General features: G+C 35.7%; 14 protein-coding genes. 1 reads left to right on the forward strand and 13 read right to left on the reverse strand.

The genetic code is table 11. The annotated features are described in order from the left end of the window. Nucleotides 1–10 precede the first annotated feature (10 nt). From QFZ73_RS26645 to QFZ73_RS26660, 4 genes are all read right to left on the reverse strand, one after another. On the reverse strand, nt 11–796 hold the full coding sequence (locus QFZ73_RS26645; protein ID WP_307273281.1) for an SDR family oxidoreductase: 786 nt from the start codon (nt 794–796) through the stop codon (nt 11–13). Nucleotides 797–798: 2 nt separating this feature from the next. After that, nucleotides 799–1131 carry a fumarylacetoacetate hydrolase family protein gene (locus tag QFZ73_RS26650; RefSeq protein ID WP_307273284.1) on the reverse strand — a complete coding sequence of 111 codons (333 nt, stop codon included), beginning with the start codon at nt 1129–1131 and terminating at the stop codon, nt 799–801. A 4-nt stretch (nt 1132–1135) separates the two neighbouring features. Continuing rightward, nucleotides 1136–1687, reverse strand: coding sequence for a fumarylacetoacetate hydrolase family protein (locus tag QFZ73_RS26655; RefSeq protein WP_307273288.1), 552 nt, complete (start codon nt 1685–1687; stop codon nt 1136–1138). A 472-nt stretch (nt 1688–2159) separates the two neighbouring features. Beyond that, on the reverse strand, nt 2160–2879 hold the full coding sequence (locus tag QFZ73_RS26660; protein WP_148359092.1) for a FadR/GntR family transcriptional regulator: 720 nt from the start codon (nt 2877–2879) through the stop codon (nt 2160–2162). Nucleotides 2880–3171: 292 nt separating this feature from the next. On the opposite strand from QFZ73_RS26660, the gene QFZ73_RS26665 reads away from it, so the two are divergent. Beyond that, nucleotides 3172–3828: a FadR/GntR family transcriptional regulator gene (locus QFZ73_RS26665; RefSeq protein WP_307273293.1), complete on the forward strand. Its 657-nt coding sequence runs from the start codon at nt 3172–3174 to the stop codon at nt 3826–3828. A 379-nt stretch (nt 3829–4207) separates the two neighbouring features. On the opposite strand, the gene QFZ73_RS26670 is transcribed toward QFZ73_RS26665, so the two are convergent. From QFZ73_RS26670 to QFZ73_RS26710, 9 genes are all read right to left on the reverse strand, one after another. Beyond that, nucleotides 4208–4609, reverse strand: a complete 402-nt coding sequence (locus QFZ73_RS26670; RefSeq protein WP_307273296.1) for a type II toxin-antitoxin system death-on-curing family toxin — start codon at nt 4607–4609, stop codon at nt 4208–4210. Between the two features lies 1 nt (nt 4610). Further along, a complete protein-coding gene (locus tag QFZ73_RS26675) occupies nt 4611–4856 on the reverse strand; it encodes an AbrB/MazE/SpoVT family DNA-binding domain-containing protein (RefSeq protein ID WP_307273299.1) in 246 nt (81 codons plus the stop codon). Between the two features lie 617 nt (nt 4857–5473). After that, a complete protein-coding gene (locus tag QFZ73_RS26680; protein ID WP_307273302.1) occupies nt 5474–7378 on the reverse strand; it encodes an alkyl/aryl-sulfatase in 1905 nt (634 codons plus the stop codon). A 469-nt stretch (nt 7379–7847) separates the two neighbouring features. Continuing rightward, nucleotides 7848–9131, reverse strand: a complete 1284-nt coding sequence (locus QFZ73_RS26685; RefSeq protein ID WP_307273305.1) for an MFS transporter — start codon at nt 9129–9131, stop codon at nt 7848–7850. 2100 nt (nt 9132–11231) lie between these two features. Beyond that, entirely contained in the window at nt 11232–12230 is a 999-nt protein-coding gene (locus QFZ73_RS26690; RefSeq protein WP_307273308.1) for an ABC transporter ATP-binding protein, read from the reverse strand. Continuing rightward, nucleotides 12203–13165, reverse strand: a complete 963-nt coding sequence (locus QFZ73_RS26695) for an ABC transporter ATP-binding protein (RefSeq protein WP_268589728.1) — start codon at nt 13163–13165, stop codon at nt 12203–12205. Before QFZ73_RS26695 ends, QFZ73_RS26690 begins: the two co-directional genes overlap by 28 nt. 15 nt (nt 13166–13180) lie before the next feature. Then, nucleotides 13181–14002 carry an ABC transporter permease gene (locus QFZ73_RS26700; protein ID WP_307273318.1) on the reverse strand — a complete coding sequence of 274 codons (822 nt, stop codon included), beginning with the start codon at nt 14000–14002 and terminating at the stop codon, nt 13181–13183. Between the two features lie 100 nt (nt 14003–14102). Then, nucleotides 14103–15038 (reverse strand): ABC transporter permease, encoded by a 936-nt coding sequence (locus tag QFZ73_RS26705; protein ID WP_307273321.1) that lies wholly within the window; start codon nt 15036–15038, stop codon nt 14103–14105. A gap of 93 nt (nt 15039–15131) precedes the next feature. Next, nucleotides 15132–16760, reverse strand: a complete 1629-nt coding sequence (locus QFZ73_RS26710; RefSeq protein ID WP_268589725.1) for an ABC transporter substrate-binding protein — start codon at nt 16758–16760, stop codon at nt 15132–15134. Nucleotides 16761–17296: the final 536 nt, after the last annotated feature.

Raw genomic sequence — 17296 nt, forward strand, 5'->3', positions numbered from 1 at the left:
ATTGGTATACTCAGATGGACTTTATCATACCCCCATCAACCAAGAAGGAACTTCCTGTCATATATGTGCTTGCATCGGATACCAAGAATGTCACCACATTAGCAAACTCTTCTGGAGTTCCATAACGCTTCAGCAGTATCGTTTCTTGAGATGCTTTTGCCACTTCTTCACGTGTAGTGCCCACTTTATCGGCTTTAAGCTGATCTAGAAATGCCACCCGGTCTGTTGCAATTCTACCTGGTGCAACTGTGTTAATCAGTATATTAAATGGAGCTAATTCCTCCGCTAGAGTTTTAGTTAATCCTACAATTCCTAACCGAAAGGTATTAGATAGGATCAGTCCCGGTATAGGTTGCTTAATTGATGAAGAAGCTAGGTTGATAATGCGTCCCCCTTGTTTCTTGAGATGAGGTAAAGCTTCTCGAATTAAACGAATATAGCTTAACAAATTTAATTCAAATGCCTTTTCCCAATCTTCATCGGAGAATTGTTCAAACTTACCACTAGGAGGTCCTCCTGCGTTATTAATTAAAATATCAATTCTGTCGAATGTCTCAGTCGTTTTCCTAACTAACAAACGGATATCATCTGCATTTGTAATATCAGCCTGACAATATTCAACCCTTCCTTTACCTAAAGATTGAAGTTCACGCTGTAATTCTTTTAATTTTACGCTGTCCCGGCTTGTTAGCATGACGTTGACGCCTTCTTTGACTAGTTGTTTTGCAATAGCCTTTCCCAGTCCTTGACTTGATGCAACAACAAGGGCAACTTTATTTACAAGATTCAATTCCATGCTTAGTTACCTCCATTAAGTTTTAAATCTTTTACATGATTAACTAGCTTTTCAAACCCATCGATATGACATTCTACGATGTCTCCATCACGTATTACGACAGCTCCTGGAGTACCGGTAGAGATGATATCACCAGGTAATAATTTCATGACCTTAGAGTGGAAGGATACTAAATGCCAAGGAAGAAATGACATGTTAGAAACAACGTTTTTCCGGTGAACCCCTCCGTTAATAACGGTAGAAACATTTAAATTTACCACTTCTTCAACTTCGTCAGGTGTAACCAAGTGAGGACCAAAACTAAAAAATGTATCGAAACTTTTCGAACGAGTCAAATATCTAGGGGTTTCTCTGTAAAATATCTTCTGCTGTCATATCAATAATGGTAGTAAAACCAGCAATTACATTAGGGGCATCTTCTTCCGACACATCTTTACATTCCTTTCCAATTACAATTCCAAGCTCTGCTTCTGCTGTTGTTCTCTCAGATTGCAAAGGAATTTTGATCGTATCATTGGGACCAATAATGGTAGTATCCGGTTTTAGAAAGCTTGCAGGTTCTGTATTCGGTGCTTTTTCGTTTAAATCAGCTGCATGCTCTACATAATTCAAACCAATTCCCCAAATTTTTCTCGGATGACGATATAGAGGTGCATACTCTACTTCTTGAAAAGGAATGAGAATGTCTCCTAGTTCTGCAACTTTTTCTTTACCTTCTGAGTAATACCATTGTTTCATTCCATCTAATTGGCTAGAAGTAATTATTTCAAATAAGTCTGTTGACCATTCTTGATTAAATTTAGTATTTAAATCTTCTATCAACAAAATTCCATCATGAACTACAAGCCCCGCCATTTCTTCTCCGTTACGCTGAATTGTTGCTAATCTCATTAAAAAATCCTCCTTTTAATTTAAATAGTTTATTTTATTAAATTAATATGGTCTGACCATATTAATTTAACTATTTTTATAATATAAAGACAATTTGAATTTGTAAAGTATTTTATTTTTTATAAATTTTTTGAATCAACGATTATTATTGATGAATTTTAGAGATTATTTATATATAGCAAGGGCTGTTCTTTCTAAAATGCAGAAGAAAATATTACTTTAAGTAATTTAAAAGACATAAAAAGCAGCCAAGCTTTTTTTGCCTTGGCTGCTTTTTAAAATAATTTTAATTATGGTGACATACCCAAAACGTTATAGAACTTCTTGTAAAACAGAGCAAGTCTGTTGCTTGTTTCTATACGAAATGAAAAGAAAAATGATATTTTATGAAAAAAAGAAAATATAGTGGTCTTACCTTTTTAAGTAAAACCATCGCTAATAATGTAATACCCTATAGTATTAATATAAAAACTTAACGCGCATTGTTCCAAATTTTCATTTCGTTTTTTTCGAGATGATCAAGCATGGCTAATCGGGCTTCTACGACATCCCTTTTCTTTAAGGCGTTAAGAATCCGTCCATGTTCATGGTGAGCCTCTTCTAAATATGATTTGGATAACCTCTTGGATTGATTCTTACTGACTTTCAAAGCTTCCAAAAATGTTGGAGAAATCATATCAAATATCGTTTCATAGATAGAGTTTCCAGAGGAAATAATAATTAAAGAATGAAAGCGATAATCTTCTTCTATCCCAATTCCTCCATTACGATTCACTTCAATCAATTCTAAGTGGGCATTTTCAATTGCTTCAAGTTGCTCGATAGTAGCTCTTTGCGCTGCTAGTGCAGCAGATTCTACTTCTACTCCTCTACGGAACTCAAGAATTTCTTTTAGCGTTTGTTCTTCCATCATAAGCTTCTGAGTGATGGGTTCAATAAAGGTACTACCATTTATCCCTTTCAATATACTGCCAACACCTGAACGCTTTTCTATAATCCCTTTAGCTACAAGAACACTTAACGCCTCTCTGATAGCTGTTTTACTTACCTGAAATATTTCTACAAATTCATTTTCAGTAGGGAGCTTATCGCCCGGTTTCAAATTTTCTTCCTGAATATATTGAATAATTTCAGAGATAATCTCTTCATATAAATTTTTTTTCTTAATGTTTTTAAGTACCAATCTTGTCACCTCTTTATACCTTCTAAAGTTACTATGTTTACACCATTTTAAAGTATTATTTATACCTAATTATTATTATACTATATAATCATATATAATTTATATAAACAGCCAATGAGAAATGGTATATGTAGGGAGTTGTTATCAAATAAGGTTTATATAGTACCAACGTAAAAACACTCTGTATTTCTCCCTATTCAATTGATTACACCTACATAAGTGAATCGTAACATGTTTAGTCAACGATTAATGTTAATATTCATTCAAATGTTAATTATCTAATATCCAGGAGGTTCATTAAGTGAAAAGAGATAGAAACTATAAAGTTCAACAGCCCCCCAAAATGTATCAACAGGTCATAACTCAACTTGTTGAATATATTGAATACGAGCAACTATCTGAGGGGTCCAAAATTCCTACTGAAAGAAATCTAAGTGAATTATTAGGGGTCAGTCGTTCATCAATCAGGGAAGGTATTCGAAGTCTTGAACTTTTAGGATACCTCGATTCAAGACAGGGAGAGGGTACTTTTGTATCTAATCCACCTCCATTTTTGATCCCAGCTCAATTATTAAAACAACAGCTAGACCATATATATCTTCAAAATTACTATGAGGTATTTATTATGTGTTCCAAGCAGATTGTCTCACTATCCCTCTCTCTTGGTTTATCAAATAAGGAACTAATTGAGAACACATCGATCCTTAAATTTACAGGTGATTTCTGGTCTGATTTCCCAAAATGGATAGAATACATTGCTTCTGATTTGCAAAATCCATTTTTCCTTTATTTATGGTCAAATAATTATAACGTATTAGAAGAAAATGATTATTTTTGTACCCTTAATTTGAACATACAATTTAATGTCTTTTTAGACTGTTTTTTAGAAAGAAATGAGACAAGATTAATGGAATTATTTCATGAATTATCCAAGTTGGATAAAACGAACCCAATCTAATATCAAGGAAATAAGATTAACCTTTATTTAAGCCAAACAAGATTTCATAAGGCTATGATGCACTTTTTCCAAAAAGAGAAGTCATGCCTTTCATAGAAAAGTTAACGTACTTTACGGAACGGATTTATGTAGAATCAAGTGAATTTTATTTATAATTCATTTGGAATGCAATGGATTGATAGTATTTTTTTACTTTCTAAGAACTCTAAAACTGCATGTGAGTTTTTTCTATCGTATATTTAGTCAAAAAAACTGCACCTCCAATTGTTAGATGTTGTCTAACAAAATTGGAGGTGCAGTTCTGTCACAGCTCTTTATAGAACTATTGCAAACTGTTAGCGAAATAAGAGCAATTCTTAGTTATCAATTTCGAACCCCTTTATAAAGCCTTTATGTTCTCTTGGATGATTCTTGCGATATCTTTAAAATCATACTTATGGTTGACGACATCTACAACAAAATCCTGTTCTTCTTCTATTCCCATTATCCATTGATAATGATTGATCTTCAGAAACATAATAAGGGAAGCGAGTGCTGTCCTCTTGTTTGCGTTGTGGAAAGCATGATTTTTAGAAATGGATTCGAATAAGGCTGCAGCCTTTTCATGAATAGATGGGTAAGCATCATTCTCGAAAACAGTTTGTCTGGGTCTGTTCACTGCAGAATCAAGGAGACCGGGATCTTTCACCCCGATTTGTTCAGTAGGAGAATAAACTTTTATTTGAATGGCATTGATAGCAATAATTTGATTAGTGGAAAGATAGATAATATCAAACGTCATATTATCTATCCACCAAACCCTTGAATGCTTCGTCATGTTTTTTAATAACATCTGATAACATTTCCATAAATTCCGCATCTACACCTTTAGGTAATTTCACATTTTTATTTTTCCTTAAAATGATTTCTTCACCTTTGAACTCAACCTCTAATTCGTCTCCAAAAGCTAAATTTGCAGTTTTCAACATTTCAACTGGAAACGTAATACCCAAGCTATTTCCGACTTTAGTTAATTTCCTAATGGCCATTATTCATTCCTCCTTCAAAAGAAAGTTATAATTGTTATTACTATTATAACATTAGTCTTTATGGTTTATACTACTTTTATCTTAAATCGGTTATTTTTAGCTTACAATCATTCGAACAACCGTTTCTTTACTCCTTTTTTTATTTTTTCGTCTTATTCTATAAAACCCCGTTCTTAAAAGTGTACTTTTACGAACCAATAAAATAACAATCGTAATGAAAAAAGCAAGGTTAACCCTGCTACATGCTCCCAAACATTATCCTCCTTCAATCCATATCACTTGTTTAGCACACAAGGAAAAGAGGAGTTGCCGTAGCAACTCCATTCCTAAATTCTTGCCAATAACTTATAAACATCCTTTTGCTTGCTACTACTGTGGAAATCTCCATCAACATCACTCCACCAAGACAATCATGAAAATTCACTTTTAATCTACGAACCAGAAAGGGCGGGTAACACCAATAACAATTTGATTAATTTTGAAACAAACCCCAAACTGCCACGGTAAGCTCTGACTCATCTCCATACTTTTTCTAATTTTATTTCTCCGTCCCCAACAAACCTATACCCCCTATGCCGCAGTCAATCGTTTATAACCGCAATCCGATCCTCTGCCAATTAAGGAGTTACTATATTTACTAAAGGATTAAATTGATCAAGTAGGGACAAAAATTCATTAAATTCATTGGGGTCACCTGATATTACTAGTTTTTCTGCTGCCACTGTTTGCTCTAGCGTAATATCACGATTACAAATCCTATAAAATGTTAATTTATCAACAACTACAGAAATATTTGGGTTTGCATTTAATTTATCCAATTTATAAGTCAATACAGAATTTTCAAGATATAAACTGAATTCTTCATTTTTATCCGATATCGTCACATTAATCGTCATTTTTTTACCATCTGCTTTTGGACCATTTAGTTTAACGGCTAACAACTTTAAGAAATCATCAACTGGAATTTTATTATAAACCATAGAACTATCATAAGGAGTCATCTCTTTATTAACACCATTTCTTAGTTCCATTGCTCCGACAAGATATATATTACGCCAATTTGCTGATTCAGCTTGGTAACCTAATTGTTCAAAAGTGTCTGCTAATAAATTTTTGGCTTCAATATTCTCAGGATCAGCCATTACTACATTTTTTAATACCTGAGCAACCCAGCGATACTCACCATTTTCATAATCAGCTTTAGCTTGTTCAATAACCTTAGTTGCTCCACCCATGTATTGGACATATTTTTCTCCAGCTTCTACTTGCGGTAGTGAATCTAAATCAGATGGATGACCACTGTAATAGCCTAAATAAAAATTGTAAATCCCCTTTACATTATGCTTTAACGTACCGTAATACCCACGATTTCCCCAATATTGATTCAATGTATCCGGCAGTTCTATCCTTTCAGCTATTTCATCCATTGTATATCCATGATTGGCTAGGCGAACTGTTTGATCATGCATATATTTGTATAAATCACGTTGCAACTTCAGATGATTGATAACACATTCTTTTCCCCATACAGGCCAAGCATGAGCCATTAACAAAGCATCAATCCCTTTATTTCCAAAAATATCGATCGTTTTATCAATTGCACTAACCCACTGTAAAGTGTCTCGAGTTTTCGCCCCTCTTACGGTGTAAATTTGATGCATCGTTTTATTTACATTTTCTGAGGCGAATACAATTTTATAATCTTCAATATAGAAATGCATCTCAGCTGGTGCTTCTGTATCTGGGGTTAATAAGAATTGAAACTGTAAACCATCTATGTCCATCGATTTGATTTCGTTTTCTATTTCAACATTAGGTATCTCAAAACCTGTTGTACCATTAGTTACAATTGGTCCAATACCTGCACATACAACTCCCGTAGGACCAGCAGCTAGGTCAGGACCAAATTGATACTGTGAACGGCGTTTCATGATTGAACCTAAAAGCACATTTTCACTGATTGCTTCTTTGGTAAAATGTTGCGGAACAATAATTGGGATATTAGGATTTTCCGCATATTGTAGGACTGCTGGAATACCACCAAAATGATCCACATGACTTTGACTAATAATGACTGCTGTAACTGGTTTTTTAGGTCGATGCTTATAATATAATTCCAAAGCCGCCTTAGCCGACTCCATACTTTTTAATGTATCACAAACGATAAGTCCGTCCTTACCTTCTATAAACACAGTGGTAGATATTGATAATCCTCGAACTTGATATACTCCATCTACTACTTTAAATAAACCAGAGATAGCTTGTAATTGTGAATTCCTCCACAAACTCGGATTGACCGTTTCAGGTGCTTTATCGTTAAGGAATTCTACTTTTTCTGTATCCCAGACAACTTTTCCACTTTCATTTTTAAGAATTTTAAAATCCAGTGGTGCAATAAGACCTCTTTTTGCATCTTCAAAATCCTGAGAATCTTCAAAATTAAGGGTTTTGTAAACGTCTTCATTTTCCTTTTTTGTAAACAAGGTAGCGGGCAACGATTGAGATAGGTTAGAACTGAACATTTAATTAACCTCCAGATAGTTATTTTTTAAGGGAAAATGTTGTTATTATCTTTAAATAGTAACCCCAATCCCAGATTAGGTAGTATTTTCAAAAATAATATTAACCTGTCACAAAAGCGAAAAACTTCTCATCAATAACTGCCATCAGCATGAAAGCCACCGATCAGCAATTTTTTGAGCACCTGATAAATCCTCCCTTTATATTTTTAAATAGCAATTCAATTCTTTTATATTAATATCATTAGCATTGCATAAGCATTTTTAAGTCTTGTCCAACCGGGTTTTTATAGGCATTAATATCACGACAGAATATTCTGACATTTATTCACCCCAAGAATTAATATACCTGGCAATATCTACAATATTGCCTTATTTTGAAAAAGATTTTTATCAAATTCTTTTTATTTATTGATCGAGTTTAACATTAAAAGAGAAGCAGTTAAAGAGAACTGCCTCTCATCTTACGATCTTAGACAACTACATTTTCGGACTCATTCTCTAGAGATGTTGTTTTCTTCTTGTTTAGCTTATCTGGATTGACAATGAAAAGAAATAGAGAACTAAAAACAACCCCAAGAGCTACAATCATTAGAACAGAGTAATTATATCCAAGAACAATATCGCTGCCTGCCTTCTGTATCAAACTTCCGCTGACAATTGGTGCAATCACCCCCGCCATCGTCTGTAATGATGTATAAATACCAATCATTAAAGAGGTCCGGTCCGGAGCCAATCTACTAATAATGGCCGGTCCAAGTGCATGCACGGATGAAAATAATCCCTTTACTACAAAAAGGACAAAAGTCACCCAGGCAATGTAATGCACTTCTGTGATGGAGTAGAAAAGGATTGCACCTGTTATTACGGATACTCCGATAACCATCACATGAGATTTTTTATAACTTGAGCTTTTTTTGTATAAATAATCCGAGAGCGATGAAACAGAAATCGTAACCAAACCTGCACCTATACCAATGATTGCTGAAATGTACCCCATCTGTGTAGGAGAGACCTTTAAAGCTTGTGTTAGATAAGAAGGCATCCAAACCTGAACCCAAGAAACAAGCCAATAAGCTGTAAAGGCAACAATGGTGGTTAAAATGAAGATACGGGATACCAAGGCCAAAGAAATCTCAGAAAATCTTACTTTCTGTTTTACAGGTGTTTTTTCCTTAACTATGTTTATTTCTTCTGCACTATTCTCTGGATGTTCTTTCCCCAACCATACCCAAAAGATGAGCCAGACCAAACTTAATATACCTAACGAAGCAAAAGATGTTTTCCAGCCATAGTGTTGAATCATGTATACTAACGCCGGGGCGCAAACAAGCGACCCAAATGGACCACCGAAATTCAGAATAGCTGTGGCCTTCCCCCGTGATTCAGGGGGAAACCATTTGTATAAATGAGTGATAACAACTGCAAAGAAGGGGCCTTCAAAAACACCTAATAAAATTCTATAAGCAATGAGCATAGGAAAACTAGTTATAGTAAATGCACCCAATTGTAAAATCGACCAGGTTAATGCCATAAATGCAAGCATTTTCTTAGTTCCGAAGAGTCCTACTAACGAACTTCCAAAAACACTTGCAATAACAAAAGAGACAAAGAAACTGCTCCCAACCAATCCCCATTGTACAGGCGAAATACCAAATTCTTCTGAAATTTTGACAGCTGCAAAGCCTGCAATGGATTTATCAGCATAATTTATAGTGAACAGTAAAAACAAAAAACCTAGAGTAATCCAACGCATAGTTTCAAATCCTCTCTAAATGACTAGACTCTTGCAAATTTATGGTAACCTTCTATTCACATATCGGCAATTTTATTTTAGCCCTATAGCTTCAAATTTCTAAACCACAAATGAATCATTCGATTTGGGAGGACGCTTATTCTTCTGTCAGTCAAAATAATCCTATGAATAAAAGTCAAGACATCCAAAGCTGGAGATTCACGTCCGATTGTCTTTTTAATTGTCGATGACACACAATACAAAAAGGATCCTAGTTTTCAAGAGGGATTGAACGTTTTTGGTGTATTGAGTTCTTAACCTATAACTACCTGGAGTATCAACGTCAAGAATGGGAACAGGAACTCCCATTAACGATTGGTGATGTGGTTCGTCGTATACGAAAAGATCATCTCGGCCAAATTGTGATATACGCCTACGAACAAGCATTGTCGAAAAACTCCTGATGATGTGCTGAAAGACCTAAAATTGACGGTTTGAAAAAATTAGTAAACGCTAGACGCAACTCGTATGCCCTTTTTTAGGAACATAATTAAAAAATGCAAGAGTCAAGTAATGATTTAAAAATCCCATAATATTAATTTGTTACCAGTTTTTTAAACCGGTGAGCTATTTTGTTTGATCATTTGCAAGGAAGGTAATTAATGACTCAATATGTTTAGGTAACATTATTCGCTTTATCTAGTTGTCTATCTTGTGATTATTGAAATCCATTGCCTTTGACTTTGTAAATCTCATATTAACTGTTTAGTCCTGAGCAAATTATACTTGTCCAATATTACAGCCAAATAAATCTTGGATTCCGACCACGACTTCCTCTCCGTAAACTCATACAATGATCTCCAAAAATACGCCTTCATATGTCTGCGCTTTCATTTATCACCAAGCAAACAGATTACAGGCATCTAGGCTTACTCCTACCAGCAGTAATTGATTTACTAATTCTTTCAACTAAGAATCATTACATTTACTTCAAAGATGATCATAAAGAAATTCCTCCGGAACAGAAGGAGTTCAAATCAGGATATCAACATTGCATTGCTCTAATCATAAGTTTTTGTTTAGCTATGGCTTCCCTTAACTTCAGTCCATTTCAGGAGTAAAGATAAAGAATCTTGACTATTTAACACTACTTAAATGTCCTTTCGCTCTAACACAACAATCACAGCATCTTATTCATTTCTCAATCCCCCTTCACCCTTAATATAAGCAATTAGTGTGCCAAAAGAACATATCATGGTAAGTCTTTATGGAAATTATGCTTGTCATACACACATGATATCTTTTATTACCAGTGTTTTTTTACTTGTTGGAAGGATTATTTATTTTAAATTCTTCACTTTTTTCCCCATACAATTTTATAATTTCCATTGTCAAATGTTGCACCAATAAAACTTTTTTGTTTCAACAATGATACAATCTAGCTGCTTCAATAATATACCTACCGCTTCATTTTGATGTCATAATAACATCAAATCAAACATAATCGATACAATTGATCCATAGAGTAATTTAATACTTTTTTACATGCCGAGATCCATCTCATATAACTAAGTTATGATACCCACTCACATAAAGCTGTTACAAATACACTGAATTCACTAAATTAATACTTCTATAAAAATCCAACCAAATCCAAAGGATCATTTGTATAAAAACTGAGTATGATAAAGCTCTTTCCCTGATTTCATGCAATTCTTTTGACCGAGAGTTCGATAAAGCCATCATCTAAACACTTATTTATTTACCTATAAATGATGCTTGCCTTTTATCAAGAAAGGCTTGTGTACCCTCATTCTTATCCTGGGTTCTAAACAAAACTGCCTGAGCCAGATTTCAATGATTAGAGATTTGCTTCATATTTTTTCAGAACTGATGAGCCAACTATTAAACACTAAAGTGAATATGAAAAACATAAAAGGCTGTTGCTTGGCTTGTCCCTAAAATAATAAATTCTTATGACAATGAAAAAGGGGAGCCAAAAAGTGTTTAACAGAGACTTTTTGGACTGTCCCCTCGTCACAACCTTCAATTCGTAACCTAAGCCTGTCAGAATGGGTCCATAGGTCAGCTAAATTAATGATTCTAAAGCAAAATGATTGCTTAGAATAAATGACAGGAAACCTGATGTTGACCTGCCAATAATTTCACTTCTGGATAGGCCTTCTGACATTGCTGCATTCTAACAGGGCAACGGGAATAAAAATGACAGCCTATCGGTGGATTTTTAGGGCTTGGTAAATCTCCCTTAATAATTATTCTTTTTTTGTTTTGGTTTTGTTTCGGGTTGGCTATAGGAATAGATGATAGCAAAGCCTGTGTGTAAGGATGCTTCGGATCATTAAAAATCTGATCACGGGTGCCCATCTCCACAATTTTCCCTAAATACATCACAGCTAAACGGCTACTGATATGCTCCACGACACTTAGGTCATGAGATATAAAAATATAGGTTAAATTTAACTTTTGCTGCAGGTCCTTTAGCAAATTAATGATTTGAGCCTGAATGGAAACATCCAATGCTGAAACAGGCTCATCGCATATAATCAATTTTGGATTTAAGGCTAATGCCCGTGCTATTCCAATTCTTTGCCGCTGTCCTCCGGAAAACTCATGGGGATAACGGTCCAAATGACTAGAGTTTAAACCAACAAGTTCGATTAAATTTTGAACTTTTTTCTCTACTTCATCGTTTGTAATATTTCCATGAATCAAAAAAGGTTCTTTCAAAATGGTCTTAACAGTATGTTTAGGATTTAACGAGCTGTATGGATCCTGGAAAATAATTTGAATGTTCTTTCGAAAACTTTTTAATTCATTATATTTCAGAGTCAGTACATCCTGATTATTAAAATTGATTTCCCCGTCTGTTGGTTCTATTAAACGAAGTAAACACATGCCAGTCGTACTTTTTCCGCATCCGGATTCGCCAACAATACTGAAGGTTTCTCCCCGTTGAACCTGAAAAGATACATTATCAACAGCTTTTATAACACTTTTTGCTTTTCCAAAAGCTGTTTTATCCCCTTCATAATATTTTCTCAGTTTCCTAACATCGAGAAGGATATCATTTTTTACCCCTTGTTCAAGCAGCGGACCCACCTCCCATCACCGTAAGTTTCCAATTGAGGTTCATGTGCAAAGCATTCTCCTGTAACCAGGCTGCAGCGGGGATTAAACCGGCATCCATTAGGCATGTCGTATATGCTCGGAACACTTCCTTCTATCGCATTCAATTTCCGGTCCGGTTGGCCAAGCACCGGAACAGATGACAATAAGGCTTTCGTATATGGATGAACAGGATTGTTAAATAAGTCTTCAACTTTCGCTTCTTCTATTACCTGACCGGCATACATGACGATAACCCTTTGACAAGTTTCTGCGACAACCCCCATATCGTGAGTGATCATCATAATTGCCATATTCAGGTTTTTTTGAAGATCTGCCAATAAATTGAGAATTTGGGCCTGGATTGTTACATCCAAAGCAGTTGTTGGTTCATCAGCAATCAACACCTTTGGATTACAAGCAAGAGCCATAGCAATCATGACACGCTGCCTCATCCCACCTGATAATTCATGAGGGTATACGGCTAATTTTTCCTTCGCAGCCGGGATCTCCACTTGCTCTAAGACTTCAATTGATTTTTGTCTCATTTCGCTTTTAGTAAAATCAGAATGGTATTTAAATACTTCAGCAAGCTGATTGCCAATCGTAAAAGCGGGGTTTAGCGATGTCATCGGTTCCTGAAAAATCATTGATATTTCTTTTCCACGTATCTTATTAATATCCTTCTTGGATAATTTAGTGAGATCTTTACCCTTATAAATAATGGATCCGGAATGAACACTCATTACTTTCGGCAATAAACCCATAATAGACAAAGCTGTTATGCTTTTTCCGCATCCACTTTCTCCTACTACCGCAACAAATTCCCCCTGCTTAATTGAAAAACTGACATCTTCAAGAATGGCTGTAAAACTCCCATTCATAGTTCTGCCAACCTTTAAATTTTGAATTGATAATAAATTTGTCATCGTACCACCTCCTTGCTACCTCTGTTGTTTAATATGCGGATCAAAAGCATCACGAATCACATCACCAACTAAATTAAACGCTATCGATACAATGATTAAGAAAATTCCCGGATAAATGACTAATCCTGGTGTTGCAGTTATATATTGAAACCCTTCCTGTATCATGTTTCCCCAAGTAGGAGTAGGTGGCTGAACACCCACCCCAATAAAACTTAAGCTTGCTTCAACACGAATAGCCGTAGACATATTTAATGTCGTAATGACCAAAAGGGGGCCAATAATATTTGGGAATATTTGAAAAAATAGAATTCGCAAATTTCCGCTTCCCAGTGAGATAGCCGCTTTAATATACTCCTTCTCCTTAATTTCAAGTGTCGTTCCTCTTGCCATCCTCGCAACATTTGGTATGAGAGCAATCGAAATTACAATGATTAATGTAGACATACTCGAACCTAAAGCAACTAATACCATCAGTCCGAACAACAGCATCGGAATCATCATAATCGAATCCAAAATACGCATTAAAATATCATCCAATAAACCGCCCTTAAAGGCTGCGACCATCCCTATGACAGCCCCAATAAAGGTGCTGAAAATAACTGAAAGCGAGCCTACTAGCAGGGAAGTTTGAGAGCCAAGAATGATCCTGCTTAAAATATCCCTGCCGAAGGGATCCGTACCAAATAAATGCTCGGCAGAAGGTCCTTTGGCACGATGAACTACATCTTGGGCAAGCGGATCGTATGGCATAATCCACTGGGCGGCAATAGCAATAAAAACCATGATTAGCAGGATGGCGAATCCTGCCATTCCAACCTTATTCCTCTTAAATATCATCCATCCTGATAATTTGTGAGTTGAAGATGGTTTTTGTGCTGCCTGATCTATTGTTTCTAAAGGCTGGTTCAGGGTCAATCACCTCTTTTTCTTCGACCGATTAGCTAGGTCTAATTTTAGGATTTGCAATCGAATAACTTATATCAACAATTAAGTTGACAATGACTACTAAGAATGCAACCAGAATTAAACAGCCTTGAAGAACGGCAAAGTCTCTTGTAATAATGGCATCGATGGCTAGACTGCCTAATCCTGGCCTGCTGAAAATGGACTCTGTAATGACCGCACCGCTGATCAGCGCGGTGATGTCCAGTCCAATTACGGTAATGACCGGTATCAGGCTATTTCTTAATGCATGTTTAAAAATGACAATATAACTTGGAATTCCCTTTGCTTTAGCTGTTCTAATATAGTCCTGATTTAACTCATCAAGCATACTGGCACGCGCAAATCTCATCATGACACCGGAAAGAATCAAACCAAGCGTAAAAGCCGGAAGCGCTAAGTGATAGATGCCTTTCCACAGCCCTTCACCACCCCCCATTGATGGAAATAGTTCAATCTTAAGAGAAAACGCCAGAATTAATATAATTCCCATCAAAAAAGGGGGAACAGATATCCACGTCATTGAAATCGCCCGGACTAGATTATCAATCCATGAATTTGACCTGAGTGCTGAAAAGACCCCTAACGGAACACCAATCATACAACCTATTAATATACTAGCTAAAGTTAACAACATTGTATGTCCAAAATTATCAGCAATTAATTCTGAAACAGGTGTTCCTGAAGCAATCGATACACCTAAATCTCCTTTGAAAATGTCTCCCAAAAAAACAATATATTGCTGCCAGATTGGAACATTTAAACCCATTTGGATTCGCAAGTTTTCAAGAGCTTTTTCACTGGCATTATCACCCAGTACAACCAGTGCAGCATCACCCGGGAGCACCCTCAGGATGAAGAAGATTAAACTTATGGTAATAAAAATGGTTGGGATAGCGACTAAGAATCTTCTAACAAGGTATCTTGCCAACCGAATCACTCCTTGTTTTCATGATACAACTGAACAAAAATACAAATTTTCTAGCCTGTTTAAAGCTGAATAAGTATTGATCTTTCATAAACATTACTGGAGAGCTGTATTTTCATTTAAGGTATAAAAATAGTTTAAAGTTCCTTTAATCTCATAGCCAAGTTTGACTTTGTTGCTGCGTACCAGGATATTTTTCGTTTCTGAAACCGGCACAACCACATATTCATCGTAGATATTTTGCTGTATTTCCTTATATAATGAAACTGCTTTATCTGGATCTATTTCTTTTGCAGCTTGTTCGATCAATGCATCGGATTTGTTATAATGAGAGAAATTCAGTTTACCAGTTTCCTTTCCGACAGTTGAAGGCCCATAATAGTGGTCATCCAATGCAAAAGATGCATGCGGCTTAGTTGCTCTGCCATAAAGAACAATTCCATTTAGATTTTGACGGATATTTGCCCCGTATGTTGCCACATCGACTTTTTCCAACGGCATATCAATATTTGCTTTTCTGAGTTCTTCTTGGATAAATGTCATCATCTGGACATAGTTAGGCCGGGAACTTAAGAACTGTTTAGGCAGAGTCAGTCCGTTTTCATATCCTGCTTCAGCTAACAGCTTTTTCGATAATTCCGGATCATACTCATATGTCCCGAGATCCGACGCACCAAACAAAGTGCTACCAATCGGTCCAATAGCTTCAATTCCTGCTCCTCCGTCTCCATAAACTTCCTTTACATATTTTTTGACATCAATTGCATGAGCAATCGCTTTTCTTACATTAATGTCATCCAAAGGTTTCATGGAAGTATTCAGGAAAAGTCCCCAGTAAACATTTTGCCCCGCAATATCTATCGTCAGATTTTGTTTCCTTTCCGCTTGTTGTCTCCATAATTGGTCTGTTTCTCCAACAGCTAAGTGAATTTCACCCTTTTCCAGTGCAACATCAACTGCATTACGGTCGCTCATCGTAATGTATTCGATCTTGTCAATCTTTGGTTCCCCTCTAAAATAATCCGGATTTTTCGTTAATGTAACACCTTGACCCTGTTTGTACTCTTCAAGCATGAAAGGACCTGTTCCAACTGGTAGTGTTATCGAATTTGTGCCTGCTTCCTCTATGGCTTCTTTTTTCACAATAGCCCCAGCTGAACCATCAATTAAAATTCGTTGTAAGAAAGCTGAATCGGGATGCTTCAAATGAATCACGACTGTATATTTAGCTGGTGCTTCTACTTTGTATATGACTGCTAACTCGGAGTTGAAGCGTGAGCCAATACTAGGATCTAATATCCTTTCAAAAGTCCATTTTACGTCTTCAGAGGTTAATTCACCGTATCCTTTGTGCCATTGCACTCCTTCACGAAGTTTAAATGTCCATATAGTTCCCTCAGCATTACTTTCCCAGCTTTCTGCAAGATCACCTTCAATTTCATCACTTGATACTGAGCCAGGTTTAAAACGGACCAATCCATTAAAAATCGGTTGGGTTATGGATAAATCGGAGGCTGTCGAATTAAAATGCGGATCCAATCTAGTAGCATCAGCATTTAGAGCAACTCTTAATACCTTTTCGCCACTCTCCTCAACTGCATCACTTGCTTCGTTTGCTTGATTTTCGGAATTCTCAACCTCTTGTTTGGGTGTACAACCTGAAATAAGCAATAACCCCAATAAAATAAAGATGCCTAAATAGAAGCCTTTGAATCTAGATTTCATTGTTAATCCCCCCTCGTAAATTTTTAATAGTTCTAACTTTCCGTTTTTTTGAGTTGAATTCATTAAGATGTAATTTTTCTCAAAACTTAGATATCTGCAGTCTTGTCAGTGCATTTTGGAATTCTCCTGGCTTCGCCTTAACCATATCGAAAGACCACATAGTCTAACTTTGTTTTGGTTATAGGCATTCCAATACTCCTTTCACTTTGTCACGAATGGATATACTTCATAACAAACGTTATATTAATGCAATTTATGTGCCAAAATATGTTTGATTTTATAATTATTTTAATTTTCAGAATAATATAAATAATAATAAGGTTTTTTTATAAATACATTTCAATTATGAGAATCAATTCATGTATTATTCTTAATTTATAATGTTTCAATTTTGAATCATATTAATAGCCCTTTTGCATTAAGAATTAACTAAACAGTAAACGTTCCTTGATTGGATCACCAATTTATTTATTAACATTACTTACAGCCTAGAAAAGGGGCTGTCCAAATCGCAGTTCACAAAGATTTCTTTGACA

Origin of the sequence: Peribacillus sp. V2I11 (assembly GCF_030817135.1) — a bacterium.
GTDB classification, from domain to species: domain Bacteria; phylum Bacillota; class Bacilli; order Bacillales; family DSM-1321; genus Peribacillus; species Peribacillus simplex.